Consider the following 26,121-nt stretch of genomic DNA (forward strand, 5'->3'; position numbering starts at 1 on the left):
GCGCCGGACGCCCTGGCGGCCAAAAGGACGCTTACAGCCTGCTGCTGCCGGTCAGCGCGCGATAGATCACCTGCACAACGACCGCGCCGCCGACGGCGATCAGGAGACTGTAAAGGTTGAAGCCGCTGACGCCGCCCAGGCCCAGCAGGGTGGCGAGATAGCCGCCGACGATCGCGCCGAAAATGCCGAGCACGATGTTCATCAGCATGCCCTGCCCGGTCTTGTTGACCAGCTTGCTGCCGATATAGCCCGCGATGAGGCCGAAAATGATCCAGCTGAGGATACCCATGACCATGTCTCCCATTTCGGAGGTTCAATTCGGCGGCGGCGCGACGCCGTAGCGGCAAGCAAGAGCCATCAGCGCGCAGTTGAGCGCAAACTTGGCGCTTGTAAAAGAGAAATTCGTCACTTGCGCGAATGTTCCGGCGCAGCGAGACTGGCCCCGCCGTCAAACGGGACGGCGCGCCTCATACGAGGAGGGTATGATGAGTTCTCTCGACGACGCCGTTAACGAAGCGGTCCCCGGCGGCAATTTCGCCAAGCCGTTGCTGATCGCGGTCGGCGCGCTGATCCTCGGCCGCATGTTCGGCGGAAGCAAGGAAGAGCCGCCCCCGCAAATTCCCCAGTCCGCGCCGCAGCCTGCGCCACAGCAGCAGGAGTCCGGCGGCGGCCTGCTCGGCCAGCTCGGCGGCCTGCTGGCCGGCGCGGCGGGCGGAGCCGCGGTCTCCGGCGGGCTCGGCTCTCTGTTGGAACAATTTCGCAATTCCGGCCTCGGCCAGCAGGCCGATTCCTGGGTCGGCACGGGACAGAACCATCCGATCACGCCGGATCAGATCAATTCTGTAATCGGCCACGGCAAGCTCGCCGAAATCGCGCAGCAGGCCGGCCTTGACCCCGCCCAATTGTCCCAGCTGCTGGCTCAGGCGCTGCCCACCATCGTGGACAAGCTGACGCCCGGCGGCCAGTTGCCGAAGGCCTAAAATCCTGGAAAAGGCCCGGTTCGCCGGGCCTTTTTGCTTCTTTCGCCTTATTCCGCCGCCGCCTCGACCAGCCGGGCGGCGTAGCGGGCCATCGTGTCCACTTCGAGATTGATCCGGTCGCCCGCCTTGCGCCCGCCCCAGATGGTGACGTCCAGCGTGTGCGGGATGAGCAGGATGGTGAAGCGCGTCTTGTCCACCTTGTTGACCGTCAACGAGGTTCCGTCGAGCGCGACCGAGCCTTTTTCGGCGATGAATTTCGCCAGCTCCTTCGGCGCCTCGATCTCGAAATGCGCCATCTCGTCGAAATCCCGCCGCGAGACGAGCGTCGCCACGCCATCGACATGGCCCGAGACGAGATGGCCGCCCAGTTCGTCGCCGATCTTGAGCGCCCGCTCCAGATTGATCTTGTCGCCCGGCGTCCACGACCCCGCCGTGGTCACGGCGAGCGTTTCAGCGGCGGCGTCCACTTCGTGCCAACTGACGTAACCATCGCGCTCGCTGCGCGGACCGAAGCCGACCAAAGTCATGCATACGCCGTTATGGGCCACCGAGGCGCCGAGCGCGAGGCCATCATGCGGATAATGCGAGGCGATTTTCAGCCGCCTGAGGTCGCCGCGCGGCTCCACGGACAAAAGCGTTCCGACATCGGTGATCAGGCCGGTGAACATTCATTTTCTCTCGTAATGGATGAAACTGTCGGCGCCCAGCAAGCCCTGTTCCACAATGCGATAGGCGTGCGGATCGGCGAGCTTTTCGCGCGCCTCGACGGAGAGCGCCTCGACGCCCTTGCGTCCCAGCGGCTTCGGGCTGGTGAACAGCACCATTTCGTCGGCGAGGCCTTGGGCGATCAACGCCGCCCCGACGCGCGGCCCGCCTTCGGAAAAGACCCGCGAGATCCCGCGCGCGGCCAGCAATTGCAAAGCTGCCCGCAGGTCGAGCCGGGCGTCGTCCAGCGCGCAGGCCTCGACCTCGACGCCCTGCTCCTGCAAGGCCGCGCGCCGCGCCGGGTCCGCCCCCGCCCCGCACAGGACGAGCGTCGGGAAATCGCGCGCGCCGACGACGAGACGCGAGCGCAGCGGCAGGTCGAGCCGGGCGTCGACCACGACCCGCAGGGGTTTCCGGTCGCAGCCGGGAAGGCGCACGGTCATCAGCGGATCGTCGTCGAGCGCCGTGCCGATTCCGACCATGATCGCCTCATGCATCGCCCGCATCACATGGGTGCGCGAATTGGCGGCTGGCCCCGTGATTGCCAGCCGGCGGTCATGCGCTCCGCCCGCCGCCTGCCCGTCGGCGGTCTGGGCGATCTTCAGCGTCACCATCGGCCGGCCTTCGGCCACGCGCAGGATGTGGCCGCGATGGGCGCTCCGGCACAGGTCCGGCAGGATGTCAGCCTCGACCACGATCCCCGCCCGACGCAACAGACCGTAACCCTCGCCCGCGACACGGTCGTCGGGGTCGGTCAGGCCGCCGACGACGCGGGCGATTCCCGCCGTGACGACGGCTTCCGCGCAGGGCGGCGTCCTGCCATGATGGGCGCACGGCTCCAGCGTCACATAAAGCGTCGCGCCCCGCGCAAGGTCGCCGGCCTGCGCCAGCGCCTGGGTTTCGGCATGGGGGCGCCCGCCGATCGCGGTCCAGCCGCGCCCGACCACCACATCATCCCTGACGACGAGCGCGCCGACCGCCGGATTGGGCGCCGCCGCGCCGAGATTGCGCCGGCCCAACGCCAGAGCCGCACGGAAAAATCGCTCGTCCTGGCCCGTGAGAGCCATATCAGGCGTCCTCTTCCTTGCGGCGCGCCGCTGCGCCGTCTTCGGAAAATTCGTCGAGCAGCGGGCCGAAATCGCGGGCCTCGCGGAAATTGCGATAGACCGAGGCGAAACGCACATAGGCGACTTCATCGAGTGTTTTCAGCCCCTGCATCACCAGTTCGCCGATGGTCTCGGACGGGATTTCGGATTCGCCCTGGTTTTCGAGCTGGCGCACCAGCCCGTTGAGCATGCGGTCCACGCGCTCCGGATCGACCGGGCGCTTGCGCAGCGCGATCTGGACCGAGCGCACCAGCTTGTCGCGGTCGAAAGGCGCGCGGCGGCCGGATTTCTTGACCACGGTCAGTTCGCGCAATTGCACGCGCTCGAAGGTCGTGAAACGCCCGCCGCAATCCGGGCAGACGCGGCGGCGGCGGATCGAGGCCGAATCGTCGGTCGGCCGCGAATCCTTCACCTGGGTGTCGAGACTGCCGCAATAGGGACAGCGCATGGAATTGGTCCCCTTCTGGCGCATAAGGACGGCGCCGGGCCGCGAATCGATTCCGCGGAGCGCATGAAGGCGGCATTTTGCCGATTCGCGGAAGCCGGAACAAGCGCGCGCGTGAACCGGCGCGAGGTCGGCGCTGTCCGATCGATCGACCTGTCCTCGGAAATATTGCCTGAAACGGCGCGGATTCGGATCAAGGCGATCATTTCGTTGCATGATTATGCCAAGATCATGCCGAAGCGGCCTTGCGGAGCATGCGATGAATGATTTGCGCGGCGCGGCGAGTCCGCACCAATCGCCCCGGCCTCCCCACGTCAAGGCCGACGCGGCCTTGCTCGAATTCAGCAGCCTCGCCGCCGACGTGGTTTGCGCCCGGCTTTCGTCGTCGGCCGAGGGCCTCACCGCTGACGAGGTGGCGGTTCGTCTCAAGAAATTCGGCCCCAATCGCGTCACACGCGAGCGCAAGCTCACGATTTTCGAGGAAATCTGGCAGCGGGCGCGCAATCCGCTGAACGCCCTGCTTGGGACGCTGGCGGTCGTGTCCTATTTTCTCGGCGACGTGCGGGCGGCGGTCGTCATCGGCTTCATGGTCGTCCTCGCGATCTTCACCGCCTTCATCCAGGAACATCGCTCCAACGAGGCCGCCGCGCGGCTCAGGGCTATGGTCCACACCACCGCCAGCGCGCTCCGCAAGGCCAGCGCGCCGCAACAGCCTCCTCCCGAAGACCCTTTCGCTGAGATCCCGATGGAGCAGCTCGTTCCCGGCGATATCGTGCGGCTCTCGGCGGGCGACATGATTCCCGCCGATCTGCGTCTCCTGACCGCGAAGGATCTCTTCATCAACCAATCCGCCCTGACTGGCGAAGCCATGCCGGTCGAACGATTCGCCGGCGCCGGCGCCGGCGGCGACCCCTTCGACCTGCCGAACATCTGCTTCATGGGCGCCAATGTCGTGTCCGGCTATGCGACAGGGCTGGTCCTGCGCACGGGCGGCGCGACCTTTTTCGGAGCCTTGGCCGACGAGATCGCCGGACGGCGGGCGCCGACGGCCTTCGACCTTGGCATCGATAAATTCACCTGGCTGATGGTGCGCTTCATCGCCGTCATGGCTCCCGCCGTCTTCCTGATCAACGGCCTGACCAAGCATGACTGGCTCGAAGCGCTGTTGTTCGCCGTCGCGGTCGCCGTCGGCCTGACGCCGGAAATGCTGCCGATGATCGTGACGGTCAATCTGGCCAAGGGCGCAATGGCGATGGCGCGCGAGAAGGTGATCGTCAAGCGCCTCCACGCCATTCAGAATTTCGGCGCGATGGACGTTCTGTGCACCGACAAGACCGGCACGCTGACGCAGGACCGCATCATCCTCAAGCGCCACCTCGACATTCACGGCAACGATTCCGAGAAGGTGCTGCAATACGCCTATCTGAACAGCCATTTTCAGTCTGGCCTGCGCAACCTGCTCGACCGCGCCGTACTCGACCATGTCGACATGCGCGAGAAGCTCGGCATCGACGGCGGCTGCAAGAAACTCGATGAAATTCCCTTCGATTTCACCCGGCGGCGGCTTTCGGTCGTGGTCGAGCGTCAGGGAGCCGACAAGGACGCCGGCAAGCACATTCTGATCTGCAAGGGCGCAGTGGAAGAAATTTTCGCCGTGTCAAATCGCTATGAAGTGGACGGCGAGACGGGCCCGCTCGACCCGAGCCATTTGGAGACGGCGCAGAAGGAAACGATCGAGCTCAACGCCGACGGCTTCCGCGTCGTCGCTGTCGCCTACAAGGAAATGGCTCCGTCCAGGACGACCTATTCCATCGCCGACGAATCCGGCCTGACCCTGCTCGGCTATATCGCCTTCCTGGATCCACCAAAGGAATCGGCGCGCGAGGCCATCGCCGCCCTGGCCGATCGCGGCGTGAAGGTGAAAGTGCTCACCGGCGACAATGAGATCATCACCCGCAAGATCTGCCGGGAGGTCGGACTCGATCCCGGCGAAATTCTCTCCGGCGCGGCCATCGACAGGCTGAGCGACCCGGACCTCGCCGAGGTCGCGGGCCACACATGCGTCTTCGTCAAGCTGACGCCCGCCCAGAAGGAGCGCGTCATCCAGGCGCATCACGCCCGGGGCCATGTTGTCGGCTTTCTGGGCGACGGCATCAACGACAGCCCGGCGCTGAAGGCCGCCGATGTCGGCATTTCGGTGGATACCGCGGTGGACATCGCCAAGGAATCCGCCGACATTATCCTGCTCGAAAAGAATCTTCTCGTTCTGCAGAAGGGCGTGATCGAAGGGCGGAAGATTTTCGCCAATATCGTCAAATATATCAAAATGGGCGCCAGCTCGAATTTCGGCAATATGTTCAGCGTGCTGGGCGCGAGCATCTTCCTGCCCTTCCTGCCGATGGCGCCAATCCAGGTACTCACCAACAACCTGCTCTATGATTTCTCCCAGACCACCATCCCGACCGACAATGTCGATGAGGAATATCTGGTCGCGCCGCGCCGCTGGGAGATCGGCAATATCGTCAAGTTCATGCTGTTCATCGGGCCGATCAGCTCGATCTTCGACTATGTCACCTATGGCATGATGCTGTTCGTCTTCGGCGCCTGGACCAATCCGGCCCTGTTCCAGACCGGCTGGTTCGTCGAGTCCCTGCTCACCCAGACCCTCATCATCCACATCATCCGCACCAGCAAGATTCCCTTCATCGAGAGCCACGCCAGCCCGGCCCTGCTGGCCACTTCCCTGATCATTTGCGTGGTGGGAATTTGGCTACCCTATAGCTGGCTCGGCGCCCTGCTCGGCTTCACGCCTTTGCCCGGCCTCTACTGGCCGCTGGTCGCGCTCATCCTGCTTTGCTATGCGGTCCTGACCCATCTGGTGAAGGCCTGGTTCGTCCGAAAATGGGGCATTTGAGCCGCGCCAATTGCGTTCAGACCCGCGTCATCATGAAAAAGCCTGTTTTTTCTCGCCTTACATGCCCCCAAGTCTGCGGCGATGAGGGGATCATGAACCGGCCAATGAAACGCATTCTCGGCTTCCTTTCCACCACCGCCCTCAGCCTGACGGTTGGGTTGGCCTATCCGACCGCGGCGAGCGCCGCCGGATTCGGCGGCTTTGGCGGGCGAGGCTTCCATGGCGGCGGCTTTGGGGGAAGGGGCTTCCATGGCGGCGGGTTCGGCGGTTTCGGCGGCGCGCATGGAGGCTTCGGCGGCAGGGGATTCGGCGGATACCGGGGCGGCTTCGCTGGCAGAAGCGTCGGCGCGCGGGCCTATGGCGGCGTGGCGCGCGGCAATCTCTCCGGGTTTCAGAGCCGCGCAGGCATAGCGGGCGCCGCGGTCCGCAATGGCAATTTCACGAATGGACTGGTCGGCGCTCCCGGCTTTTACAATTCCGGCTGGCGCGGTGGGTACCCCGGTTGGGGCGGCTATTCCGGCTGGGGTTGGGGATATGGAGCTGGCGCTGGTCTTGCCTTGGGCCTGGGACTGGCCGGAGGCGCTCTCTGGTATTCGGCTTTGGCCTCCGGCTATCCGCTCGATCCCTATTATGGCTTTGGATATCCATTTTACGCTTATGGCTATCCATATTACAACTATGGCTATCCATTCTACGCTTACTATGGTTATCCAGTCTATAGTTATTGGTATACGTTTCCCGTTTATAGATATACTTATCATTGGGAGCCCGACTATGCCTACGGCTACCGTTATCCCGCTCGCAGAGCTGCGCCTCGAACCTACGCATGCGCAATCTGTATTTGCCCGACCGTTTCCGCGCCGACATACACCTCCGCCAGCTACGCCAATCCAGCGGTCGCGCTTTGGTGAGGCCGCTACGTCGATTTTTTCGCTCCGGACAGAAAATTCTCTGGCGCCCCAAGTTAGTTGAGGCTGATTAGGCGACCGTAAAATCAAGAGGAAAAAGGATGAAGCTTCACAGAGCAGGCATCGCGCTCCTGGCCATTCTGTCGGTTGGCGGCTTAGCCATGGCGCAGGATGCCGGCTTGCCTCGGCAGGCCAATCCGGCGGCGGCAAACCAGGCAATGGCTTGCGCGGCTGATCAGCACGTCGAAGGCCAACTTGCCTTCATCAAAGCGGAACTGAACATAACAGAAGAACAAGCGCCAGTATGGAATGTTTTTGCGGACACATTCCGCACCGACAAACAGAAAAAGACTGCCTCCTGTTTCGCCATGCAAGAACAAGCCCGCACAATGGCGTCGGCGAACCTTCTCGATTCAATGAAGCTGATGGAGGCGCGTTTGAACGAGCAACTCGACTCCATCCGCTCGATGGAGGCTGCGATTCGCCCGCTCTATGGGATGTTGTCGAAGGATCAGAAGAAAAAAGCTGACGAAATTCTCAAGGGTGGGCCCGGCATGTAGACGCCGCGACTTTCCTATTTCGCCGGGCGCTTGCAGACCGTCTCGACCGGCTGGCAGGCGATGCCGGGCGTCGAGCAGTTCACGACATCGACGCCGCGCGCGCAGATGACGCAGCCGTCGGTCCATTCCTGACATTCGGGATGGCTTACGCCAAAGGCGAGCACCGCCTCGGAGGGCGCGGGCTTTTCTTCCGGCTTCGCGTCCTCAGCCCCGGCAGGGAAGGCCAGAGCGAACAGAATCGCGACAGCGGCAACCAAACGCATGAACGCCTCCAACTTGAGCGGCCAGGTTAGCGAAGCGCGGGCCACGCGCAAGTCCATCGGCTCGTCAAGTCCATCGACTCGGATTGCGCCTCATGTTACCTCCCGCGCCATGCTCGAAGGATTGCCACCCAACAACGCCGCTTTCGTCCTGCGTCTCAAATGTAGCGAGGACGAGGCCCGCACCGTCGCCGATCTGGTGGTCGAAACCTTCGACCCCGCCGAAACCGCCGCCGCCGCCTTCGAGGAGAAATCCTCGACGGCGAGCTGGGCCGCGACGCCCTGGATGGTGGAGGTCTATTTCGGCCATGCGCCGGACGAGGACAATGTCCGCGCCCTGATCGCTGTCGCCGTCGGCGAGGAGCTGGCGCAAAAAGTCGAGTTCGGCCGTGTCGAGCAGAAGGACTGGATCGCCTCGTCGCTCGAAGGCCTCTCCGCCGTTCGCGCCGGGCGCTTCCTTGTGCATGGCTCTCATGATCGCGCCAGCGTCAAGGCCAATGACATCGGGCTGGAGATCGAGGCGGCGCTCGCCTTTGGCACCGGCCATCACGGCACCACGCGCGGCTGTCTCCTGTTCATCGATGAAATTCTCAAGCGCCGGCGCCCGCGCCATGTGATCGACGTCGGCAGCGGCACCGGCGTGCTCGCCATGGCGGTAGCGCGGGCATTGCGCGAAAAAGTCGCGGCTGGCGACATCGACGCCCAGGCGGTCGCGGCGGCGGGCGCCAACGCGCGGCTCAACCACGCCGGCGCATGGGTCCGGCCCGTCGTCGCCAAGGGTGTCGTCCATCCGGCGCTCGACCGGCCCGGCCGCTACGACCTGATCCTCGCCAATATTCTGGCCAGGCCCTTGCGCCATCTCGCGCCGTCGCTGGCGCGCATCGCCGCGCCCCATGCCGAGCTGGTGCTGTCCGGCCTGCTGGCGCGCGACGTTCCGGGCGTGCTGTCGGCCTATCGCGCGCAGGGCTTTTCGCTGTGGCGCCGTCGCGATATCGAGGGCTGGGCGACCCTGCTGCTGCGGCGCTCCGGCGCGTCGCCGCAAAGGCTCGGATAGGTTTCGCCCCGGCTGGAAATGGGTTAGCCTGAAACCATGTTCGACTCCCATTTCCAGACTTTCGACGACGCGGCCGATCCTTCGCTCGGCGCTCCCCGCCTCAAGATGTTGCGCGCCCGGCTCAAGACGATGAAGCTCGACGGCTTCCTCGTTCCGCGCGCCGACGCTCACCAGAACGAATATGTCGCGCCTTGCGAGGAGCGCCTCGCCTGGCTCGCCGGCTTCACCGGCAGCGCCGGCTTCGTGATCGTGCTGGCCGACAAGGCCGCGCTCTTCGTCGACGGACGCTATACAATCCAGGCGCGCGAGCAGGTCGATTCCACCGCTTTCACCGTCGTGCCTCTGGCGGATATTTCGCCGGCGGACTGGCTGGCGAAAAACGCCAGGAAAGGCGCGAGGATCGGCTACGATCCATGGCTGCACACCAATGGACAGCTCGCCCGTTTCGAGACGGCGGCGAAAAAGGCCGGCGCCGAGCTTGAAGCTGTGACCGAAAACCCGTTCGACGCCTTGTGGAGCGACCGGCCGGCGCAGCCGCAGGGCCGCATTGTCCTGCATCCGCCCAAATATGCCGGCGAGGCCGCCGCGAAAAAGCTGGAGCGGATCGCCGCCGCCCTGACCAGTGACGCACTTTTGGTCAGCGACCCCCATGCTCTGGCCTGGGCCTTCAACCTTCGTGGGTCCGACGTCGCCCATACGCCGATCGCGCTGGGCTATGCGCTCATTCCGCGCGAGGGCAAGCCGCGCCTCTTTCTGGAGGCGGACAAGCTCACGTCCCGCACGTCAGGCGCGCTTGAAAAGCTGGCGGAACTGGCGTCGCCCGCCGCCCTGCCCGAGGCGCTGGCGGAGCTGGGCGCGAAAAAACTTTCCGTATTGTTCGACGCCGGAACGGCGCCGAGCCGCCTGACCAGGATCTTCACCGAAGCGGGCGGCCAGGCGGAGATCGGAAGCGACCCCATCGCCTTGATGAAAGCGCGCAAGAACGCGGCGGAGCTGGAAGGCGCGCGCGCCGCCCATTTGCGCGACGGCGTCGCCATGGCGCGTTTCCTGTGCTGGTTCGACAAGGCCGCCGCCCGTGGCCGCCTTACCGAGATCGCGGCGGCGCAGGCGCTCGAAACCTTCCGCCGCGAGAGCGGGGAACTGCGCGACATTTCCTTCCCGACCATATCAGCCGCAGGTCCCCACGCCGCGCTGCCGCATTACCGGGTGACGGAGAAATCCGACATCCGCATCGGCAAGGGCGTCTATCTGGTCGATTCCGGCGCACAATATCTCGACGGCACCACCGACGTCACCCGCACCCTCGCGGTCGGCGCCCCCGGCAAGGCGGCGCAACGCGCCAACACGCTGGTGCTCAAGGGCCATATCGCCATCGCCCGCGCCGTCTTCCCGAAAGGAACCAGCGGCGCCCAGATCGACGGTTTCGCCCGTCGCCCGCTCTGGGAGGCCGGACTCGATTTCGACCACGGCGTCGGGCATGGCGTCGGCTCCTATCTCTCGGTGCATGAAGGCCCGCAGCGTATTTCCAAACTTGGCGGCGTGGCTCTGGAGCCGGGCATGATCCTCTCCAACGAGCCGGGCTATTACCGCGAAGGCGCTTTCGGCATCCGCATCGAGAATCTCGTCGCGGTCGAGACGCGCGAAATCCCCGGCGGCGAGCGCGACATGCTCGGCTTCGAGACGCTCACGCTCGTCCCGATCGACCTCCGCCTGATTGAATCGAAACTGCTGGCGCCCGAGGAGAAGTCCTGGCTCAACGCCTATCATTCCCGCGTGCGCGCGGCGCTGTCGCCGCATCTCGACAAGGCGGAACGCGCCTGGCTGAAGAAAGCGACCGGACGGATTTGATTTGACCGCTGGAAAGCGGCGTCCTAGTGCCTATATTGGTTGTGTGCGCGGCACTTTCGGACCCTCAGGGGCGTTGAAAATGGCGGCGTCGCGTCTTTCCTCGCGCGGCAGGGCCCCGCCTCCGCCAGCCCATCACCCGGGAGATTTTGTTGGACGATCTGGTGCATCCGGCTTTGTCACGGCCGCGCAAGCGCGCCGCCGCCAAGGCTCCGTCCGAGTCCAAGGCGCCGTCCAAGGCGGGGTTCGAGTCCAAGGCGCCGTCCAAGGCGCAGTTCGAGTCCAAGCCGCGGTCGCGCGCGTCTGGAGAGGACGCCAAAGAGCCCCCCAAAAGAAACCTGATGAAGAAATCCGCGGCCAAGCCGAAACTCGCCGCCCTGACGGCGCCCGCGATCCGGCGCCCCAGCCGCGCGGAGGCCGAAGCCGCCGTGGCCACCCTGCTCGCCTGGGCAGGCGACAATCCGGCCCGCGAGGGCCTGCGCGACACGCCGGCGCGCGTGGCGCGGGCCTATGAGGAAATTTTCGCCGGCTACCAGCAGGACCCGGCGTCCATTCTCGACACGGTCTTCGAGGACGTCTCGGGCTATGGCGAAATGGTGCTGGTTCGGGACATTCCCTTCTTCTCGCATTGCGAGCACCACATGGCGCCGTTCTTCGGCAAGGCCCATATCGCCTATTATCCCGATGGCGGCGTATTCGGCTTGTCCAAGCTCGGGCGCCTCGTGGACGTCTATGCCCGCCGCCTGCAGACGCAGGAGACCATGACCGCGCAGATTCTCGCGGCGCTCGACGCCCGCCTTCATTCGCGCGGCGCGGCGGTGCTGATCGAAGCCGAGCATATGTGCATGTCGATGCGCGGCGTGCGCAAGCCCGGCGCCCTCACCGTGACCCTGCAGTTTTCCGGCCCGTTCAAGTCCGACCCGGCCGAACAGGCCCGCTTCCTGAGTCTGGTGCGCGACCGGCGCTGACATTTCACCCGCCGCCGCGCCTCAGACGAGTGCTCCCATGCCTTTTTCGCCTCCCGCCGCCGACAAGAAAATTCTTGAGGAGGGCGCGTCCTTCACGCCGAAATTCGACGCCCACGGCCTCATCGTCTGCGTGACGGTGGAAGCCGCGACCGGCGAGATCCTGATGCTCGCCTATATGAATGCGCTGGCGCTGGAAAAGACGATCGAGACGGGCGTCGCGCATTACTGGTCGCGCTCCCGCAACGAACTTTGGCGCAAGGGCGACACCTCCGGCCAGGTTCAGAAGGTCGTGGAGATGCGCGTCGATTGCGATCAGGACGCGCTGCTTTTGCGCGTCAACGCGGGCGGCGACGGCAAGGCCTGCCATACGGGGCGCAAATCCTGCTTCTATCGCAGCGTGACCTCGACCCCGGATGGCGTCCGCCTGACTTTTGCTGACGCCAATTCTCCTTGACCGCGACTCATCGCGGTCAAGGAATCCCTCGCATAAGCTCGGCGTCGCATTCGCTCCTAATCAAGTCTCACAGGTTTTCACCTGTGAGACTTGATATTGAGATTGAGCCGCCCCGGCTTTTTATGCGCTATGCCGCGCGGACTTGAGACAGAAAGCTGTCGCATTCGTGGCGCAGGCTTTCGATCTGCCGCGACAGGCCCGTCGCCGATTGCAGCACCTGCTCGGCGGAATCGCCCGATTGCCGTGAGGCCGCGCGCACTTCTTCGATCACTTGCGCCAGTTCCCCGGTTCGCCCGGACGCGTCCTGCACATTCTGCGCGATCTCGCGCGTGGCTTCGCCTTGCGAGCCAACCGACACGGCAATCGTCGAGGCGATGGCGCTGACTTCATGGGTGGCGTGGGCCATCGCCCCGATGCAGGAACTGGCGTCCTGCGAGGCGCGCTGGATCTCGGCGATCTGCCCGGCGACGCCCGAGGTCGCGCGCGCGGTCTGCTCCGCCAGCGATTTGACCTCCTGCGCCACCACCGCGAAGCCGCGCCCCTGCTCTCCCGCCCGCGCCGCCTCGATCGTGGCGTTGAGCCCCAGCATGTTGGTGCGTTGGGCGATGCTGGCGATCATCGCGACGACTCCGCCAATATGGTCGATCGCCGCGACCAGTTCGCCCATGCGGGCGCGCGTCGATTCCGCCTCGCGGGCGGCGTCCTCCGACAATTCGCGCGAACGCGAAGCGCTGGCGCCGATTTCCTCGACGGAAAAGCTCAGCTGCTCCGCGGCCGAAGCGACCGACAACACGTTCTGCGAGGCGACCTCGGCGGCCCTTGAGCCGATATCGGCCTGTTCGCCGGAATAACGCGCCTCCTGCACCAGTGAGCGCGCAAAGCTTTCCAGCTTGTGGGTCGACGCCGTGACGCCCTCGACGACTCCGCCGACCGCGGTCTCGAATTTCTGCGCCAGCGCGCGCATGGCTTCGCTTCGCGCGCGGTCAGCGGCCTCGCGCTGCTCGCGGCGCTCGGCGCCTTGCTCCTCGGCCGACCTGCGCAAGCCCTGCTTGATCGCCTCGACCGCCCGCGCCATTTCACCCAATTCGTCGTGAAGTTCGAGCCCCGGCGGCGCCACGTCAATGTCGCCGCGCGCCATGGCGTTCAGGGCCGAGGTCAATCCTTTCAGGCGCTGCGAAATTGTGCGGCCGATATAATAAGCCGCGCCGACGAACAGCAGCAGCAGAGGCGCGACCGCCAGCGCCAGCGCGGTCGCAATGTCGATCAGACGCCCGAAGCTGTCGTCGAGATACATGCCGGAGCCGACCAGCAGGCCGAGTTCCGGGATAGCCTTCGCATAGGAGGCCTTTTCGCGCGGAACGCTGGCGCCGGGCTTAGGCCAGAGATAATCCACCGCCGCCGCCCCCGCATTGCGCGCAGTCGAGACCATGGTTGCGAACGGCAACCCGCCCGCGCTGTCGCGCATCTCGAGCAGACTGGTTCCCTCGACCTGCGCCGCCGTCGGCGACAACATGGAAACCCCATCGAACGAAACTGCGAAAAAATAACCGTTTTCGCCGAATCGCACCGGTCGCAATCGCTCAAGCGCGGCACGAATCGCCACCGGCTTGTCAGCGGAATCCGCCGGGACGGCGCCTTTCAGCCAGTCCGCCGCGATCTCGACTTCGCTGCGCAATTCCGCGCGGCGCAGGTCCATTGCCGCGCCATGAAACCGATAAAGGGCGACCCCGGACCCCAAGGCCATGGTGGCGAGCGCCAGCGCGGCCAAAGCCCAGACGCGGCGGGTCAATGTGAGGTGAAATTCGAATTTGGGCACAGCGACCGTCCCTGAAGCCAATCATGCGCATCTTCCTTCCGCCCGGAGGCGAAAGGAGCACAGGCTCAGGCTGGACCGATTCGACTTGCGCGAGACTGGCGTCGCCTCAACGGCCGCGCCTCAGGCGCGGCCGAGTCCAGATCGCCTCAGGCGCGCGCCTTGGCCTCGATCAAATTGTGCAGGGAATCGTCGGCGCCGTCGAAGAAGCGGCGGATGCCGCGCGCCGCCTGACGGATGCGCTGCTCGTTCTCGACCAGCGCCAGACGCACGTAATCGTCGCCGTGCTCGCCGAAGCCGATGCCAGGCGCGACCGCGACATCGGCCTTTTCGATCAGCAATTTGGAAAACTCCAGGCTGCCCAGCGCACGGAATTTCTCCGGCACCGGCACCCAGGCGAACATGGAGGCCGTGGGCGCCGGTATCTTCCAGCCGGCCTGGGCGAAGCTCTCCACCATCACGTCGCGGCGCTTCCGGTAGACGGAGCGCATTTCATGGATGCAGTCCTCCGGACCGTTCAGCGCCGCCGCCGCCGCGACCTGGATCGGCGTATAGGCGCCGTAATCGAGATAGGACTTCACCCGCGCCAGCGCCGAGAGCAGGCGCTCGTTGCCGACGGCGAAGCCGATGCGCCAGCCGGCCATCGAGAAGGTCTTGGACATCGAGGTGAACTCGACGCAAATGTCGATCGCGCCCGGCACCTGCAGCACCGACGGGGGCGGATTTTCGTCGAAATAGACTTCGGCATAGGCGAGGTCGGAGAGAATATAAATGTCGTGCTTCTTCGCGAACAGCACGAGGTCGCGGTAGAAATCCAGCGAGGCGACCATCGCAGTCGGATTCGAGGGATAGCACACCACGATCGCGATCGGCTTGGGGATCGAATGCATCACGGCGCGTTCGGCGGCGCGGAAGAATTCCTCGTTCGGCTCGATCGGCACGGAGCGGATCACGCCGCCCGCCATGAGGAAGCCGAAGGCGTGAATCGGATAGGACGGATTTGGCACCAGAACCACATCGCCCGGCGCGGTGATGGCCTGGGCCATATTCGCGAAGCCTTCCTTGGAGCCGAGCGTGGCGACGACCTGGCTGTCGGGATTGAGCTTCACGCCGAATCGGCGTTCGTAATAGCTGGCCTGGGCGCGGCGCAGGCCGGCGATGCCCTTGGAGGCGGAATAACGGTCGGTGCGCGGCTTGCCCGCCGTCTCGACCAGCTTGTCGATGATATGGCGCGGCGTCGGCAGGTCCGGATTGCCCATGCCGAGATCGATGATGTCGGCGCCGCCGGCGCGGGCCTTGGCCTTCAGACGATTGACCTGTTCGAATACATAAGGCGGCAGGCGCCGCACGCGATAAAAATCGCTCATCCGTCTCGTCCTTGTTACATCATCTGAACGGCTTTGCGCCGGGAAACGCGCTGATTAGCACGCGCGCCGGCTCAATGTCAGTCGTTTTTCTGGCCAAAACTATTCGTCTTTGATCGGCGGCGGCCTGTTGGGCGCGACGGGCTCGACTATTTCCGCCTGCAGCTTCTTGCGGGCGGCATCCGCCTTGCCGCGCTCGGCCATGAGAGCGGCTTTGTCGGCCTCAAGCTCGGCCGGAGTCTTGACCGCGACTCGCGGCTTGTCTACGCCAGTGACATGCGAAAAACCAAGTTCCTTGAGATCGGGGCGCGTCTGCTGGACGAATTCGGGCCCCTCGTCCGTATCCTTGGTCCAGCCGAGGACATTGGTCAGGGCGCGAACGGGGTTCTGCTGGGCGCGCGCCTCGCCCGCGGCGACCAGCGTCGCCATAGCGATGGCGAGCGCCAGTTTTGTGCATCCGCGAAGGCGTTTTTCAGCGATTTTGGCCTTCATTTTCCCTAGCTTTCGTCAAGTCCGGAGCACATCATCCTAAGGAAGTGCTTCCATCGGATCATTGCTGAAACTGTCGCATAAAGTCTTATTATGTCGGAAACGGGACGAGGGCGCGTTGAAACGCAAGCCCCGGTTCAAAAAGAGGAAACGTCATGACCGCCAGCCAGGAAGCTCAGCGCAAAAGCGCCGCTAAAAGGGCCGCGCCGCGGCGCAAGGCCGCGCCCGAGCCAACCCAAAAGGCCCCGCCGGCGGCAGCCGAAGCGGCTGCGAACGGGGAAGCCGCCGTCGCGGAGCCGGTCGTAAGCCAGGCCGCCGAAGCCAAGACCGCTGCGACAAAAGCGCCCGCCAAGAGCGCTTCAGACAAGAGCGCTTCAGCCAAGAGCGCGGCGAATAAGAGCGCGGCAGACAAGAGCGCGGCGGCCAAAAGGGCTTCCCCCAAGAGCGAGCCAAAGAGCGCGCCCGCCAAGGCCGCGCCAGCAAAAACGGCGACCGCAAAGGCCGAAGCTGTCGAAGCGGCGCCCGCTGCTGCGCCGGCTCCCGCTCCTGCTCCCGTTCCGCCCGCGCCCGCCGTTCCGCCCGCGCCCGCCGCTGCGCCAGTCGCGCCGAGGCCCGCCGCCAAGCCGGCAGGAAGCGCCGGCGGCCCGAATTTCGAGCGCATGGCCGATAATTTCGCGATCGCCCTTGAGCATGGCGGCAAGGCGCTGGCGGCGATGATCCGTCCGGTCGAGGAAGGCAAGGTCAAGCCGAACATCTCGGAAGAGCTCACCGACGCCCTCAAGACTTTCAGCAAGGTCGCGGAATACTGGCTCGCCGATCCCAAGCGCACCATTGAGGCGCAGACCAGCATTTCGAGCAACCTGCTCGGCCTGTGGTCGAACACGTTCCGCCGCCTCTCGGGCGAGGTGAAGGAGCCCTATGTTCCCACCGACCCTCGCGACAAGCGATTCACCTCGCCCGACTGGCGCGACAATCCCTATTTCGATTTCCTGCGCCAGGCCTATCTGATCGGGAGCGAATGGGCGAATAACATGGTCGAGGGCGCCGAGCTCGACAAGGTCACCCATGACAAGGCGTCCTTTTATCTCCGTCAGGTCTCCGGCGCGGTGTCGCCTTCGAATTTCCTGCTCACCAATCCGGAGCTGCTGCGCACCACCTGGTCGGCGGAAGCCGAAAATCTCGCCCGCGGCATGCGGATGCTCGCCGAGGATATCGAGGCCGGCGGCGGCAATCTGAAGATCCGCCAGACCAATAACGAGAAATTCGTGCTCGGCGAGAACATGGCCACCACGCCCGGCAAGGTGGTGTTCCGCAACGATCTGATCGAGCTGCTGCAATACGCCCCGACGACCGAGGAGGTCTATAAGCGGCCCTTGCTGATCGTCCCGCCGTGGATCAACAAGTTCTACATTCTCGACCTCAACGCCGAGAAGAGCTTCATCCGCTGGGCCGTCGCCCAGGGCCTCACGGTGTTCTGCATTTCCTGGGTCAATCCCGACGCGCGCCACGCCGACAAGGATTTCTTTTCCTACATGACGGACGGCATTTTCGCGGCGCTGGGGCAGATCGAGAAGATCACCGGCGAGCGGCAGGTCACGTCCATCGGCTATTGCGTCGGCGGCACGCTTGCCGCCACCACCCTCGCCTATATGGCCGCGAAGGACGACGACCGCATTTCCAGCGCGACCTTCTTCACCACCCAGGTCGATTTCTCCGATCCCGGCGATTTGAAGATCTTCGCCGACGAGGACCGCATCAAGAATATTGAAACGGAAATGGAAATGTCCGGCTTCCTCGAAAGCCGGTCGATGGCCAACGCCTTCAACATGCTGCGGCCCAACGACATGATCTGGTCCTATGTCGTGAACAACTACCTCAAGGGCATCGAGCCGATGGCCTTCGACCTGCTGGCGTGGAACAGCGATTCCACGCGCATGCCGCGCGCCAACCACTCCTTCTATCTGCGCAACTGTTATCTCAACAACCAGTTTGCCAGGAAGAAGATGACCCTTGGCGGCGTCACGCTCGATCTCGGCAAGATAAAGGTTCCGGTCTACAATCTCGCCGCCCGCGAAGATCATATCGCGCCCGCGCGTTCGGTGTTCAACGGCGCCAAATTGTTCGGCGGCGAGATGCGCTACGTGCTCTGCGGCTCGGGCCATATCGCCGGCGTCATCAACCCGCCCGGACCCAAGCTGAAATATCAATACTGGACCGGGCCGAGGCCTTCCGGCGTCTATGAGGACTGGGTCGCCAACGCCGAGGAGCATCCCGGCTCGTGGTGGGTGGACTGGATCCAGTGGATCGCCAATCAGTCGCCGGAAAAGGTCCCTGCGCGGGAGCCCGGCGGCGGCAAGGTCCCGCTGCTCGGCGACGCGCCCGGCGAGTATGTCCGCGTCAAATCCTGATAGTCCCCGCCCCGGCCGCGTTAAACGCAGCCGGGGCTTTTCTTAGGCCGCCCAATTGCCGTTTTTCCCGCAGGGCTCGGCCGAACTTTGCGACGCACGCGGCGTTGTCCCGAAAATGCGCCCGATTCAGGCGCCCTTCTTGCCGAGTGAGGTCAAGACGCCAGGTCCGGTCCCGAAATGATCCGCAAAGGGACAGCGCGGCGCCGGGATCAGTCTCACAGCGGGACAGGAGTGCGATTATGGGTCAATTCATCAGGAAATGCGGTCTCGCCGGCGCTGGCGCGCTGCTTCTGGCCGCGACGCCGGTTTTCGCCGGCGGCCATGTCGTCGGTCGCGGACAGGGCTTTGGCGGTCCCCGCATGATCGGCCCCGGACGCGCGATCGTCGCAGCCCCCGGCCCAACCATCATTCGTCCCGGTCCGGGGCCGGGCTTCAGGCCGGGTCCCCATATGGGTTACAGGCCGGGCGCTTATGGTCCCCGCCCGACCTTTTTCGGCGCCTATGGCCGCTTCGGCTATGATTTCGGCTACGCCTATCCCCGCCGCCCTTACGGCCCGTTCCATGGCCGCGGCGCTTTCCCGAACGGGGATTTCGCCTACGCCATGCCGATAGCGCCTTACGGCGTCTCCGACTATCCCGCCTACCCGGAGGGCTATGGCGACGCGAGCTACACGCCGACCGGCTATGGCGTGAGCTATAATGTTCCGCCGCCCATGTGGAGCCCCCCGAAAATCATTTATATCAAGGGCAACCACGCGGTGCGTGAGCGCTTCGTCCGCCCGCGGCAGGTCATCGTCGTGCGGGGCTCCGCCTCGGTCGATTGACGCAAAAAGCCCTCGGGTTTCCCCGAGGGCTTTCGAGCTTTTGACGACGCCTTCGGGTCGCCCCGAGGGCGTTGTATTTCACAGCCCGAGCATCAGCTGCAGGTTCTGCACGGCCGCGCCAGAAGCGCCCTTGCCCAGATTGTCCAGCCGCGCCACGACAACGGCCTGGCGGCGCGCTTCATTGGCGAAAACCCGAATCTCCAGATCATTGGTGCCGTTGAGCGCCTGCGGCTCCAGCTTGCCGTTCGCCTCGGCGGCGACAACGCGAACATGGATCCTGCCCGCGTAATAATCCCCCAGGACGGCTTCCAGGTCGCCGGCGTTGGGCTTGCCGGGCAGGTCTTCGAGGTTGAGCGGCAGACTGACCAGCATGCCTTGCAGGAAATTGCCGACCGAGGGCACGAATAGCGGCCGCGCGCGCAGATGCGCATAGGCCATGATCTCGGGGATATGCTTGTGCTCCAGCCCGAGCGCGTAAAGCTCATAAGCCGGGGCGCGGCCCGCCGTGTAATCCTCGATCATCTGGCGCCCGCCACCGGAATAGCCGGAGACGGCGTTGATCGCGAGATGCTGGCCGGCGTCGATCAGCCCCGCATCCACCAGCGGACGCAGAATGGCGATGGCCCCGGTGGCGTAGCAGCCCGGATTGGCGACGCGATGCGCCGCCGCGATCTGCGCCTCCTGGCCGGCGGCGAGCTCCGCGAAGCCATAGGTCCAGCCCGGCGCGACGCGATGGGCGGTCGAGGCGTCGAGCACGCGCGGAGCGTCCGCCCCCAGCGAATCGACCAGCGCCACGCTCTCCATTGCCGCGGCGTCGGGCAGGCAGAGAATGGTCAGATCGACGTTGCGCAGAATATCCGCCTTGGCGGCGACGTCCTTGCGCTTCTCGGGCGCGATCGAGACGATCTCGACATCCGTGCGCCCCGCGAGCTTTTCGCGGATCTGAAGGCCGGTGGTGCCGGCCTCGCCGTCGATGAAGATTTTTCTGGGCTCAGCGAGACGCGACATATGAACTCGTCCTTGGAATTTGCACGGCGTGTGCCCGAAAGCGCCAATGCTGTCAACGAGGCGACCAAAAAGGAGCCATGCCTGATGATGCTATTACAAAAACGCTTAGTGTTCCACTTGGAACGATGCAATTCTAGAGCAACAATAGCTTATTTCGTTATTTCAAATAATTATGCTTGACCAATTGGCGATCACTACGTCACATTAATTAACTTTGTCACGTAGCTCGTTGGGCTGGAAATGCAACCAAGCGAATTTCTGCAAAAGAATAATCACTGGATCGGCGCAATCGGCATAATTGCTGGAATATTTGTTTCATTGCTAACTTATTTTTGGTCGCAGAACTCGGGAGAAATATCGTTTAGCGTCAAGTCTGTAAAAGTATTTGAATCATCTCCAATTGAAAACTCTATAAAAATAACAAATAATAAGGGGGAGGAACTGAAAGGGCCTATTTATGGCCTTGAGTTTAGCTTTTGGAACTCTGGCGATTTCATCCTTGGGACTACATCGTCAGACCGCATCAGGGAGCCGCTTCAAGTTCAACTTTTAGATTCCGAGGCTAAAATTATCGACGTTTCAATTCAAAATGCGAATTTTCCAAAATCCAATATTAAAACGGCAACTGACAATTCGCGGGCCTTCACGCTTAACGCGTCGGAATTTGACCCGGACGATGCGTTCAAGATTTTTGTTTTGTACACGGACAGCCGTCCATCAGCCTACTCAGTGCATGGAAAATTTGTTCAGACAAAAATTATTGATAGATCGCCAGAACAAGAAGATGATGGCTTAAGCATAAGCGGATTTTTAGCTTACCTTACGTTTTTATGGAAAGCTCACCCTTTTTTGCTGATGATGTTTAATTTGTATATATTTATGTTTTTTGCCATCTCAGCTATGAGGTATTATCAAAAAAAGACAGATATTAGAAATACATCACTTTCTTATTTAATTCCAGCGCAGTTTATAGTTGGACTCGCTCTGATATTAGCAATGCTTTTTTTCGATTACATAATCGCTCACCAATCTAAGTCGATCGTTAACACTTTTTCAAAAGTGGATTAAACGCTCAAAACAAAACGGCGGGCTTTTGGCCCGCCGTTCCGCAAAATGATCGTGAAGATCAGCGCTTCGAGAACTGGAAGCTGCGGCGGGCCTTGCGCTTGCCGTACTTCTTGCGCTCGACCACGCGCGAGTCGCGGGTCAGGAAGCCTTCCTTCTTCAGAGCCGGGCGAAGGCCGGGCTCGTAATAGGTCAGCGCCTTGGAAACGCCGTGGCGCACCGCGCCGGCCTGGCCGGACAGACCGCCGCCGGCGACGGTGACGGTGATGTCATACTGGCCATCGCGCTGGGCGACGCCGAGCGGCTGCTGCACAATCATGCGCAGCACGGGACGGGCGAAATAGACGTCCAGCTCGCGGCCGTTGACGGTGACCTTGCCCGTGCCGGGCTTGATCCAGACGCGGGCGACGGCGTTCTTGCGCTTGCCGGTGGCGTAGGCGCGGCCGTACTTGTCGAGCTTTTGCACATGGACCGGAGCTTCCGGCGCCGGAGCGGCGCCGGCGCTCTTGAGGTCCTGCAGGGAGGAAAGGGTCTCGGCCATGATCAGTCGTTCCGCGAGTTCTTGGAGTTCAGGGCGGCGACGTCGAGAACGCTCGGGTTCTGAGCCGCATGAGGATGTTCGGCGCCCTTGTAGACGCGGAGGTTGCCGAGCTGCTTGGTTCCGAGCGGGCCGCGCGGCAGCATCCGCTGCACGGCCTTTTCGACGACGCGCTCGGGGAAGCGGCCATCCAGAATGAACTTGGCCGAACGCTCCTTGATGCCGCCCGGGAAGCCGGTGTGATGGAAATAGACCTTCTGGTCGCGCTTGCGGCCGGTGAAGACCACCTTGTCGGCATTGATGACGATGATGTTGTCGCCATCGTCCATGTGGGGCGTGAAAGTCGCCTTGTGCTTGCCGCGCAGACGCAGCGCGATGATCGAGGCGAGGCGGCCGACGACGAGCCCCTTGGCGTCGATCAAAACCCACTTCTTCTCGATTTCGGCGGCCTTGGCCGAATAGGTCTTGCCGTACATTTTCTCGTTTCCAATATGGCGCGGGACGCATATCCAGTTTGACAGACTGGCGGGCCCCGGCGGGAAGATGCGGGCTTGTACGGACCCTCGCGCCCTTTGTCAACCGGCCCAGCACGCCAAACCGCCTGCAAAAGCAGAGGTTTTCAGAGATGGGTATTTAGATACCTTATTTCCGTGCGGCGGGGATGGCGTAGGTGCCGACCGCATGGGCGACCGGCTCCGCGGAGCCTTCGGAATAGAGCGTCGCCTCGCCGACCGCCAGCCTCTTGCCGAGCTTGAGCAGGCGGCAATCGACGATGACGTCGCCATGGGGCGGCTTGCGCAGGAAATTGATGTTGAGATTGGTCGTCACGGCCGCCAGCGATTCCGGGCCGTTATGGGCAAGGATTCCGACCCAGATGCCGACATCGGCCAAAGTGAACATGGCCGGGCCGGACACCGTGCCGCCGGGACGAAGGTGGCGCTCATGCGCGATCAGCCGCAGGCGGGCGGTCATGGGGCCAACCGCCTCCACCATGACCGTGCGCCCGCCATGGTGCAATTGCGGAAAAGCTTCGTCGAGAAGCGTTTCGATCTCGGCGACGCTCATCACCGGCTGAGGCAGAGCGGATTTAGGCATGGGCGCGACTCGGGAGATTGGAAAAAGAAGGGTTGCGAGCATCGCCCAAAACGCGGAGCTTTTCCATGACGGTCAGCCGCGGGGCGGTCGCATCGGGCAAATTTTCGGTAAATTATTATTTAAATTCAATGGTTAACAAAAGATATCCAATCTATTTTCGAGCCCCCCTGATCCAGAATATCCAAACAGACTCGCAATCAGTTGTTCTGTAACGATATTTTATCGACGTCGCCTCATTCCGCGGCGGCGTCGGCAGAGGCCATGGCGAGGCTGCGCTCGAATTGCGTCCGGTACAGCAGGGCGTAAACGCCGTTCCGAGCCAGCAGTTCGTCCTGCCGTCCAGATTCCAGCACCCGGCCGCCCTCGATCACGCAGATGCGCTCGGCGCTGGCGACGGTGGTGAGGCGATGGGCGATCACGAGGGTCGTGCGTCCGGCGCACAGCGTCTTCAGCGCTTCCTGAACCGCGCGCTCCGATTCCGTATCCAGCGCCGAGGTCGCCTCGTCGAGCAGGATCAGCGGGGCGTCCTTGAGGAAGGCGCGGGCGATGGAGATGCGCTGGCGCTGGCCGCCGGAGAGCTGCATGCCCTGTTCGCCGACCGGCGAATCATAGCCGCGCTCGAAGCCCATGATGAAGTCGTGAGCGAAGGCGGCCTTCGCGGCGGCGACGATTTCCTCGTCGCTCGCGCCCGGCCTGCCGAAGCCGATATTGTCGCGAACCGAGCCCTTGAACAGGAAAGTGTCCTGCCCCACATAGCCGATCTGGCTGCGCAGGGAGCGCCGCGAAAAGGCGCTGATGTCCTGGCCGTCGATGATGATCTTGCCCGCCGTGGGCTCATAGAACCGCAGGATCATGCTCATGGCGGTGGTCTTACCGCCGCCGGAGCGGCCGACCAGCGCGGTGGTCTGGCCCGGCTCGGCGATGAAATTGAGCTTGTTGAGCACCATTTCGCCGGCGCGATAGCAGAATTCGACGTCGGAGAATTCGACCCGGCCTTCGGTGATCTTCAGCTCCGGCATGTTGGCCGGCTCGGATTCCGGAGTCGGCTCGTCGAGGAATTCATAGAGCATGCCGACGCCCAGCAGCGAGGAACTGATGTCCACATGCAGGCGGGCGACGCGCTTGGCCGGCTCGGTCGCCAGCAGCAGCGCGGTGATGAAGGCGAAGAAATTTCCCGGCTGGGCGCCGGCGTGAATGACGCGATAGCCGCCATAGACGACGACCATGGCGATGGCGACGCCGGCGAGCGTCTCCATCAGCGGGCTGGAGCGGGATTGCACCCGCGACAATTTATTCGCCGCCGTCTCGAAACTCTGGATCGCCCGCAGCTGCCGCTCGCGCATGAAAGGCTCAAGCGTGAAGGACTTGACGACGCGAATGCCCTGCGCGGTCTCCTGCAAGGATTCCAGAATGGCGGCGAAGCCGTGGAATTCGGTCATCATCACCTTGCGGGCGCGATTGCCAAGCCGGCGGACGCCGAGAATGGCGAGGGGCATGATCAGGATCGCCAGCGAGGCCAGCAGCGGGTCCTGATGGAACATCGCGAAGGCGAGGCCGATCGTGGTCAGAATATCGCGACCGAGCGCCGTGATCAGCGTATTGAGCGCATTGCCGGCCGATTGGGAGATGAAGGCCTGGCGGGCGAGAAATTCAGTCGAATGGCGGGCGTTGTAGAAGCTCACGTCCATCGCCAGCATCTTGTCGAAGATGCGGGACTGACATTCCGCGATGATGTTGTTCGCGATTTTCGACAGGGTCACCTGCTGGCCATAGGTGGCGAAGCCCTTGGCGACATAGATCGTCGTGATCGCGCCGCCGATGGCCCACATGGCCTGAATGCTGCGATCGACGAAGATGCGGTCGATGATGTCCTTCATGATGTAGGCGGACAAAGTTGTGGTCGTCGCGATCACGCCCATCATCAGGAAGGCGAAAATATAGCCCTTGTAATGCTTCGACCCCTGCTCGCGGATGAGCCGCTCGATCAGGTGCAATTGTCCCGCGGTGAAAAACCTCTTGCGGAAGGGCTTCATCAGGTAGGAGAACAATGGTCGGTCTTTCTTCGGCTTGCGATCCGGCTGTTGCGGCTCCCGCCGCGGGGAACGCACGCGATGATCGCGCGCGCCGATGCCCCCTTCCGAGGGTCCGCGCGATCAGCGCTTTCTCTGGAAGGGATTGGTTCACATGTCAATGCGGCGAGGCCGAGGCGCCGACAGCGACAGCTTGGCCATGGCAAAAATGGCACGGCCCGCCTTTGGCGAAGTTGAGGGCGATTTTCGCTGGAATCGCCTGCGCTTCCAGCGCCAGCCGCTCAATGCCCGCGAAAAAACACGATCTGAAACAGGGACAAGCCCAGTTCCGCCAGAATCATCAGGACAATCGCCGCCTCCATGAAGGAGGAGCGGTCGGCGTCGATAATGTCGGTCAGGACGCGGACCGTCTCGACGATCACGTCAAGCTTGCGCTGCAAGGTCTGACCGCGCTCCTTCAGCTCATATTCGTCCTCGAGGCGGGCATAGAGCCTTTCGAGGTCGGGGCGGTCCCAAAGCACGTCCGGCTTGTCTTCGACGGCGACGCGGCCGGAAACGCGATGCTGCACGCCGAGCGCCTGCCCGATCAGCCGCAGCATTTCGCGGCGGTCGCGCATTGGGCGCCCGTGCTTGCCGAGCACATTGGCGAGCGGCTCGACCTTATCGAACACGGAATTGACCTCGCGCTCGTCGCGGCCCAGCGCCACGCTCTTCGCAAGGGCGTCGGAAAAGACCAGAAAACGCTCGTTCGACAGGTCGCGCAGCGCGATCTGGCCGCCCGGCGCGATGCGGTCTTCCGCCTCGCCGATCAGCAGGACCGCGATCTCGTCCTCCTTGCGCAACCGGGCGCCAACGACCCGATCCTTGAGGCGGGCGAGCACGTCCTCCTCCTCCAGCGGCGTCAGCCCGACCATGACGGCGACGCCGAAGCGATAAAGAGCGACCTTGCCGCTCTGGCCGACATGAAAAGCCAGCGGCGACGTCGAAATGGCGTCCGCCCGCTCAAGCCCGGCAACGTCGATGCGGTCGCCGAGAAGGAGGGCGCGCGCCGTCGTCCGAAAGGCGGGTACGGTGGGTTGCGAGTCGCTCATCGCCTCGTTCTAGCCCAAATTTGCGACAATTTCTCCCCTTCCCGCGTGCATGTCGCGCGCGGCCCCGTTGCGCGGCCCCGCCCCGCTTGCCCCCGCGCGGCGCGCGACTATGCTGGCCCCCGCGACTCTCTCGCCTCCCTTCGGATGGACCACCCACCGCCATGCCTCACACGCCGCATCCCTTCGCCCGTTTCATT

At 63.5% G+C, this 26,121-nt stretch carries 25 protein-coding genes; 11 read left to right on the forward strand and 14 right to left on the reverse strand.

Going from position 1 to position 26,121, the window contains the following annotated elements:
• Positions 1-31: 31 nt before the first annotated feature.
• Positions 32-289, reverse strand: a complete 258-nt coding sequence (locus QM467_RS15185) for a GlsB/YeaQ/YmgE family stress response membrane protein (protein WP_283367185.1) — start codon at positions 287-289, stop codon at positions 32-34.
• Positions 290-485: 196 nt separating this feature from the next.
• On the opposite strand from QM467_RS15185, the gene QM467_RS15190 reads away from it, so the two are divergent.
• Positions 486-980, forward strand: a complete 495-nt coding sequence (locus QM467_RS15190) for a YidB family protein (RefSeq protein ID WP_283367186.1) — start codon at positions 486-488, stop codon at positions 978-980.
• Between the two features lie 47 nt (positions 981-1,027).
• On the opposite strand, the gene QM467_RS15195 is transcribed toward QM467_RS15190, so the two are convergent.
• From QM467_RS15195 to nrdR, 3 genes are read right to left on the reverse strand one after another with little or no spacing between them, the layout of a single operon-like run.
• Positions 1,028-1,648: a riboflavin synthase gene (locus tag QM467_RS15195; RefSeq protein ID WP_283367187.1), complete on the reverse strand. Its 621-nt coding sequence runs from the start codon at positions 1,646-1,648 to the stop codon at positions 1,028-1,030.
• Entirely contained in the window at positions 1,649-2,752 is a 1,104-nt protein-coding gene (gene ribD / locus QM467_RS15200; protein WP_283367188.1) for a bifunctional diaminohydroxyphosphoribosylaminopyrimidine deaminase/5-amino-6-(5-phosphoribosylamino)uracil reductase RibD, read from the reverse strand.
• A gap of 1 nt (position 2,753) precedes the next feature.
• Positions 2,754-3,239 (reverse strand): transcriptional regulator NrdR, encoded by a 486-nt coding sequence (gene nrdR / locus QM467_RS15205; RefSeq protein WP_283367189.1) that lies wholly within the window; start codon positions 3,237-3,239, stop codon positions 2,754-2,756.
• Positions 3,240-3,495: 256 nt separating this feature from the next.
• Between nrdR and mgtA the strand changes: the two genes are divergently transcribed.
• The 3 genes from mgtA to QM467_RS15220 all read left to right on the forward strand — a co-directional run bounded on the left by mgtA (position 3,496) and on the right by QM467_RS15220 (position 7,618).
• Positions 3,496-6,150: a magnesium-translocating P-type ATPase gene (gene mgtA / locus QM467_RS15210; RefSeq protein ID WP_283367190.1), complete on the forward strand. Its 2,655-nt coding sequence runs from the start codon at positions 3,496-3,498 to the stop codon at positions 6,148-6,150.
• A gap of 92 nt (positions 6,151-6,242) precedes the next feature.
• Positions 6,243-7,061, forward strand: coding sequence for a hypothetical protein (locus QM467_RS15215; RefSeq protein ID WP_283367191.1), 819 nt, complete (start codon positions 6,243-6,245; stop codon positions 7,059-7,061).
• A gap of 98 nt (positions 7,062-7,159) precedes the next feature.
• Positions 7,160-7,618: a Spy/CpxP family protein refolding chaperone gene (locus tag QM467_RS15220; RefSeq protein WP_283367192.1), complete on the forward strand. Its 459-nt coding sequence runs from the start codon at positions 7,160-7,162 to the stop codon at positions 7,616-7,618.
• A gap of 14 nt (positions 7,619-7,632) precedes the next feature.
• Here the strand turns inward: QM467_RS15220 and QM467_RS15225 are convergent, their stop codons facing one another.
• Entirely contained in the window at positions 7,633-7,881 is a 249-nt protein-coding gene (locus QM467_RS15225) for a hypothetical protein (RefSeq protein WP_283367193.1), read from the reverse strand.
• 109 nt (positions 7,882-7,990) lie between these two features.
• On the opposite strand from QM467_RS15225, the gene QM467_RS15230 reads away from it, so the two are divergent.
• The 4 genes from QM467_RS15230 to hisI all read left to right on the forward strand — a co-directional run bounded on the left by QM467_RS15230 (position 7,991) and on the right by hisI (position 12,199).
• Positions 7,991-8,932, forward strand: coding sequence for a 50S ribosomal protein L11 methyltransferase (locus QM467_RS15230; protein WP_283367208.1), 942 nt, complete (start codon positions 7,991-7,993; stop codon positions 8,930-8,932).
• A gap of 36 nt (positions 8,933-8,968) precedes the next feature.
• Positions 8,969-10,780 carry an aminopeptidase P family protein gene (locus QM467_RS15235; RefSeq protein ID WP_283367194.1) on the forward strand — a complete coding sequence of 604 codons (1,812 nt, stop codon included), beginning with the start codon at positions 8,969-8,971 and terminating at the stop codon, positions 10,778-10,780.
• A gap of 338 nt (positions 10,781-11,118) precedes the next feature.
• Positions 11,119-11,745 (forward strand): GTP cyclohydrolase I FolE, encoded by a 627-nt coding sequence (gene folE, locus QM467_RS15240; RefSeq protein ID WP_283367209.1) that lies wholly within the window; start codon positions 11,119-11,121, stop codon positions 11,743-11,745.
• A 37-nt stretch (positions 11,746-11,782) separates the two neighbouring features.
• A complete protein-coding gene (gene hisI / locus QM467_RS15245) occupies positions 11,783-12,199 on the forward strand; it encodes a phosphoribosyl-AMP cyclohydrolase (RefSeq protein ID WP_283367195.1) in 417 nt (138 codons plus the stop codon).
• Between the two features lie 127 nt (positions 12,200-12,326).
• Here the strand turns inward: hisI and QM467_RS15250 are convergent, their stop codons facing one another.
• From QM467_RS15250 to QM467_RS15260, 3 genes are all read right to left on the reverse strand, one after another.
• Positions 12,327-14,015, reverse strand: coding sequence for a methyl-accepting chemotaxis protein (locus QM467_RS15250; RefSeq protein ID WP_283367196.1), 1,689 nt, complete (start codon positions 14,013-14,015; stop codon positions 12,327-12,329).
• Positions 14,016-14,161: 146 nt separating this feature from the next.
• The gene (locus tag QM467_RS15255; RefSeq protein ID WP_283367197.1) at positions 14,162-15,379 is read right to left on the reverse strand and encodes an LL-diaminopimelate aminotransferase; all 1,218 of its coding nucleotides are present in this window, start codon (positions 15,377-15,379) and stop codon (positions 14,162-14,164) included.
• Between the two features lie 99 nt (positions 15,380-15,478).
• Positions 15,479-15,868 (reverse strand): hypothetical protein, encoded by a 390-nt coding sequence (locus tag QM467_RS15260; protein WP_283367198.1) that lies wholly within the window; start codon positions 15,866-15,868, stop codon positions 15,479-15,481.
• Positions 15,869-16,020: 152 nt separating this feature from the next.
• Here QM467_RS15260 and phaC point away from each other — a divergent pair, with 152 nt between their 5' ends.
• Together phaC and QM467_RS15270 are read left to right on the forward strand one after the other, a co-directional pair.
• A complete protein-coding gene (gene phaC, locus QM467_RS15265) occupies positions 16,021-18,273 on the forward strand; it encodes a class I poly(R)-hydroxyalkanoic acid synthase (protein ID WP_283367199.1) in 2,253 nt (750 codons plus the stop codon).
• 239 nt (positions 18,274-18,512) lie between these two features.
• Entirely contained in the window at positions 18,513-19,097 is a 585-nt protein-coding gene (locus QM467_RS15270; RefSeq protein ID WP_283367200.1) for a hypothetical protein, read from the forward strand.
• A gap of 78 nt (positions 19,098-19,175) precedes the next feature.
• Here QM467_RS15270 and argC read toward each other — a convergent pair whose 3' ends face one another.
• Positions 19,176-20,105 (reverse strand): N-acetyl-gamma-glutamyl-phosphate reductase, encoded by a 930-nt coding sequence (argC, locus tag QM467_RS15275; protein WP_283367201.1) that lies wholly within the window; start codon positions 20,103-20,105, stop codon positions 19,176-19,178.
• 240 nt (positions 20,106-20,345) lie between these two features.
• Between argC and QM467_RS15280 the strand changes: the two genes are divergently transcribed.
• Positions 20,346-21,173 (forward strand): hypothetical protein, encoded by an 828-nt coding sequence (locus tag QM467_RS15280; protein WP_283367202.1) that lies wholly within the window; start codon positions 20,346-20,348, stop codon positions 21,171-21,173.
• 58 nt (positions 21,174-21,231) lie between these two features.
• On the opposite strand, the gene rpsI is transcribed toward QM467_RS15280, so the two are convergent.
• The 5 genes from rpsI to QM467_RS15305 form a co-directional block, all read right to left on the reverse strand.
• Complete coding sequence (gene rpsI, locus QM467_RS15285; protein WP_283367203.1) at positions 21,232-21,711, reverse strand: 30S ribosomal protein S9; 480 nt, start codon at positions 21,709-21,711, stop codon at positions 21,232-21,234.
• 2 nt (positions 21,712-21,713) lie between these two features.
• Positions 21,714-22,184: a 50S ribosomal protein L13 gene (gene rplM, locus QM467_RS15290; RefSeq protein ID WP_283367204.1), complete on the reverse strand. Its 471-nt coding sequence runs from the start codon at positions 22,182-22,184 to the stop codon at positions 21,714-21,716.
• A 166-nt stretch (positions 22,185-22,350) separates the two neighbouring features.
• On the reverse strand, positions 22,351-22,803 hold the full coding sequence (locus QM467_RS15295) for a PaaI family thioesterase (RefSeq protein WP_283367205.1): 453 nt from the start codon (positions 22,801-22,803) through the stop codon (positions 22,351-22,353).
• A gap of 233 nt (positions 22,804-23,036) precedes the next feature.
• On the reverse strand, positions 23,037-24,911 hold the full coding sequence (locus QM467_RS15300) for an ABC transporter ATP-binding protein (protein ID WP_283367206.1): 1,875 nt from the start codon (positions 24,909-24,911) through the stop codon (positions 23,037-23,039).
• A 203-nt stretch (positions 24,912-25,114) separates the two neighbouring features.
• Entirely contained in the window at positions 25,115-25,924 is an 810-nt protein-coding gene (locus tag QM467_RS15305; protein ID WP_283367207.1) for an RMD1 family protein, read from the reverse strand.
• Positions 25,925-26,121 lie beyond the last annotated feature (197 nt).

The organism is Rhodoblastus sp. 17X3, assembly GCF_030056575.1.
Classification (GTDB): Bacteria; Pseudomonadota; Alphaproteobacteria; order Rhizobiales; family Beijerinckiaceae; genus Rhodoblastus.

Bases quoted from the DNA above. Each gene is read 5' to 3' on its own strand.
- QM467_RS15235 (WP_283367194.1), top strand. From the start codon at position 8,969: ATGTTCGACTCCCATTTCCAGACTTTCGACGACGCGGCCGATCCTTCG.
- mgtA (WP_283367190.1), top strand. From the start codon at position 3,496: ATGAATGATTTGCGCGGCGCGGCGAGTCCGCACCAATCGCCCCGGCCT.
- rplM (WP_283367204.1), bottom strand. From the start codon at position 22,184: ATGTACGGCAAGACCTATTCGGCCAAGGCCGCCGAAATCGAGAAGAAG.
- QM467_RS15305 (WP_283367207.1), bottom strand. From the start codon at position 25,924: ATGAGCGACTCGCAACCCACCGTACCCGCCTTTCGGACGACGGCGCGC.
- phaC (WP_283367199.1), top strand. From the start codon at position 16,021: ATGACCGCCAGCCAGGAAGCTCAGCGCAAAAGCGCCGCTAAAAGGGCC.
- QM467_RS15230 (WP_283367208.1), top strand. From the start codon at position 7,991: ATGCTCGAAGGATTGCCACCCAACAACGCCGCTTTCGTCCTGCGTCTC.
- QM467_RS15195 (WP_283367187.1), bottom strand. From the start codon at position 1,648: ATGTTCACCGGCCTGATCACCGATGTCGGAACGCTTTTGTCCGTGGAG.
- QM467_RS15225 (WP_283367193.1), bottom strand. From the start codon at position 7,881: ATGCGTTTGGTTGCCGCTGTCGCGATTCTGTTCGCTCTGGCCTTCCCT.
- QM467_RS15190 (WP_283367186.1), top strand. From the start codon at position 486: ATGAGTTCTCTCGACGACGCCGTTAACGAAGCGGTCCCCGGCGGCAAT.
- QM467_RS15260 (WP_283367198.1), bottom strand. From the start codon at position 15,868: ATGAAGGCCAAAATCGCTGAAAAACGCCTTCGCGGATGCACAAAACTG.
- hisI (WP_283367195.1), top strand. From the start codon at position 11,783: ATGCCTTTTTCGCCTCCCGCCGCCGACAAGAAAATTCTTGAGGAGGGC.
- QM467_RS15185 (WP_283367185.1), bottom strand. From the start codon at position 289: ATGGGTATCCTCAGCTGGATCATTTTCGGCCTCATCGCGGGCTATATC.
- argC (WP_283367201.1), bottom strand. From the start codon at position 20,105: ATGTCGCGTCTCGCTGAGCCCAGAAAAATCTTCATCGACGGCGAGGCC.
- QM467_RS15220 (WP_283367192.1), top strand. From the start codon at position 7,160: ATGAAGCTTCACAGAGCAGGCATCGCGCTCCTGGCCATTCTGTCGGTT.
- QM467_RS15215 (WP_283367191.1), top strand. From the start codon at position 6,243: ATGAACCGGCCAATGAAACGCATTCTCGGCTTCCTTTCCACCACCGCC.
- QM467_RS15280 (WP_283367202.1), top strand. From the start codon at position 20,346: ATGCAACCAAGCGAATTTCTGCAAAAGAATAATCACTGGATCGGCGCA.
- QM467_RS15255 (WP_283367197.1), bottom strand. From the start codon at position 15,379: ATGAGCGATTTTTATCGCGTGCGGCGCCTGCCGCCTTATGTATTCGAA.
- nrdR (WP_283367189.1), bottom strand. From the start codon at position 3,239: ATGCGCTGTCCCTATTGCGGCAGTCTCGACACCCAGGTGAAGGATTCG.
- QM467_RS15295 (WP_283367205.1), bottom strand. From the start codon at position 22,803: ATGCCTAAATCCGCTCTGCCTCAGCCGGTGATGAGCGTCGCCGAGATC.
- rpsI (WP_283367203.1), bottom strand. From the start codon at position 21,711: ATGGCCGAGACCCTTTCCTCCCTGCAGGACCTCAAGAGCGCCGGCGCC.
- ribD (WP_283367188.1), bottom strand. From the start codon at position 2,752: ATGGCTCTCACGGGCCAGGACGAGCGATTTTTCCGTGCGGCTCTGGCG.
- QM467_RS15270 (WP_283367200.1), top strand. From the start codon at position 18,513: ATGGGTCAATTCATCAGGAAATGCGGTCTCGCCGGCGCTGGCGCGCTG.
- folE (WP_283367209.1), top strand. From the start codon at position 11,119: ATGAAGAAATCCGCGGCCAAGCCGAAACTCGCCGCCCTGACGGCGCCC.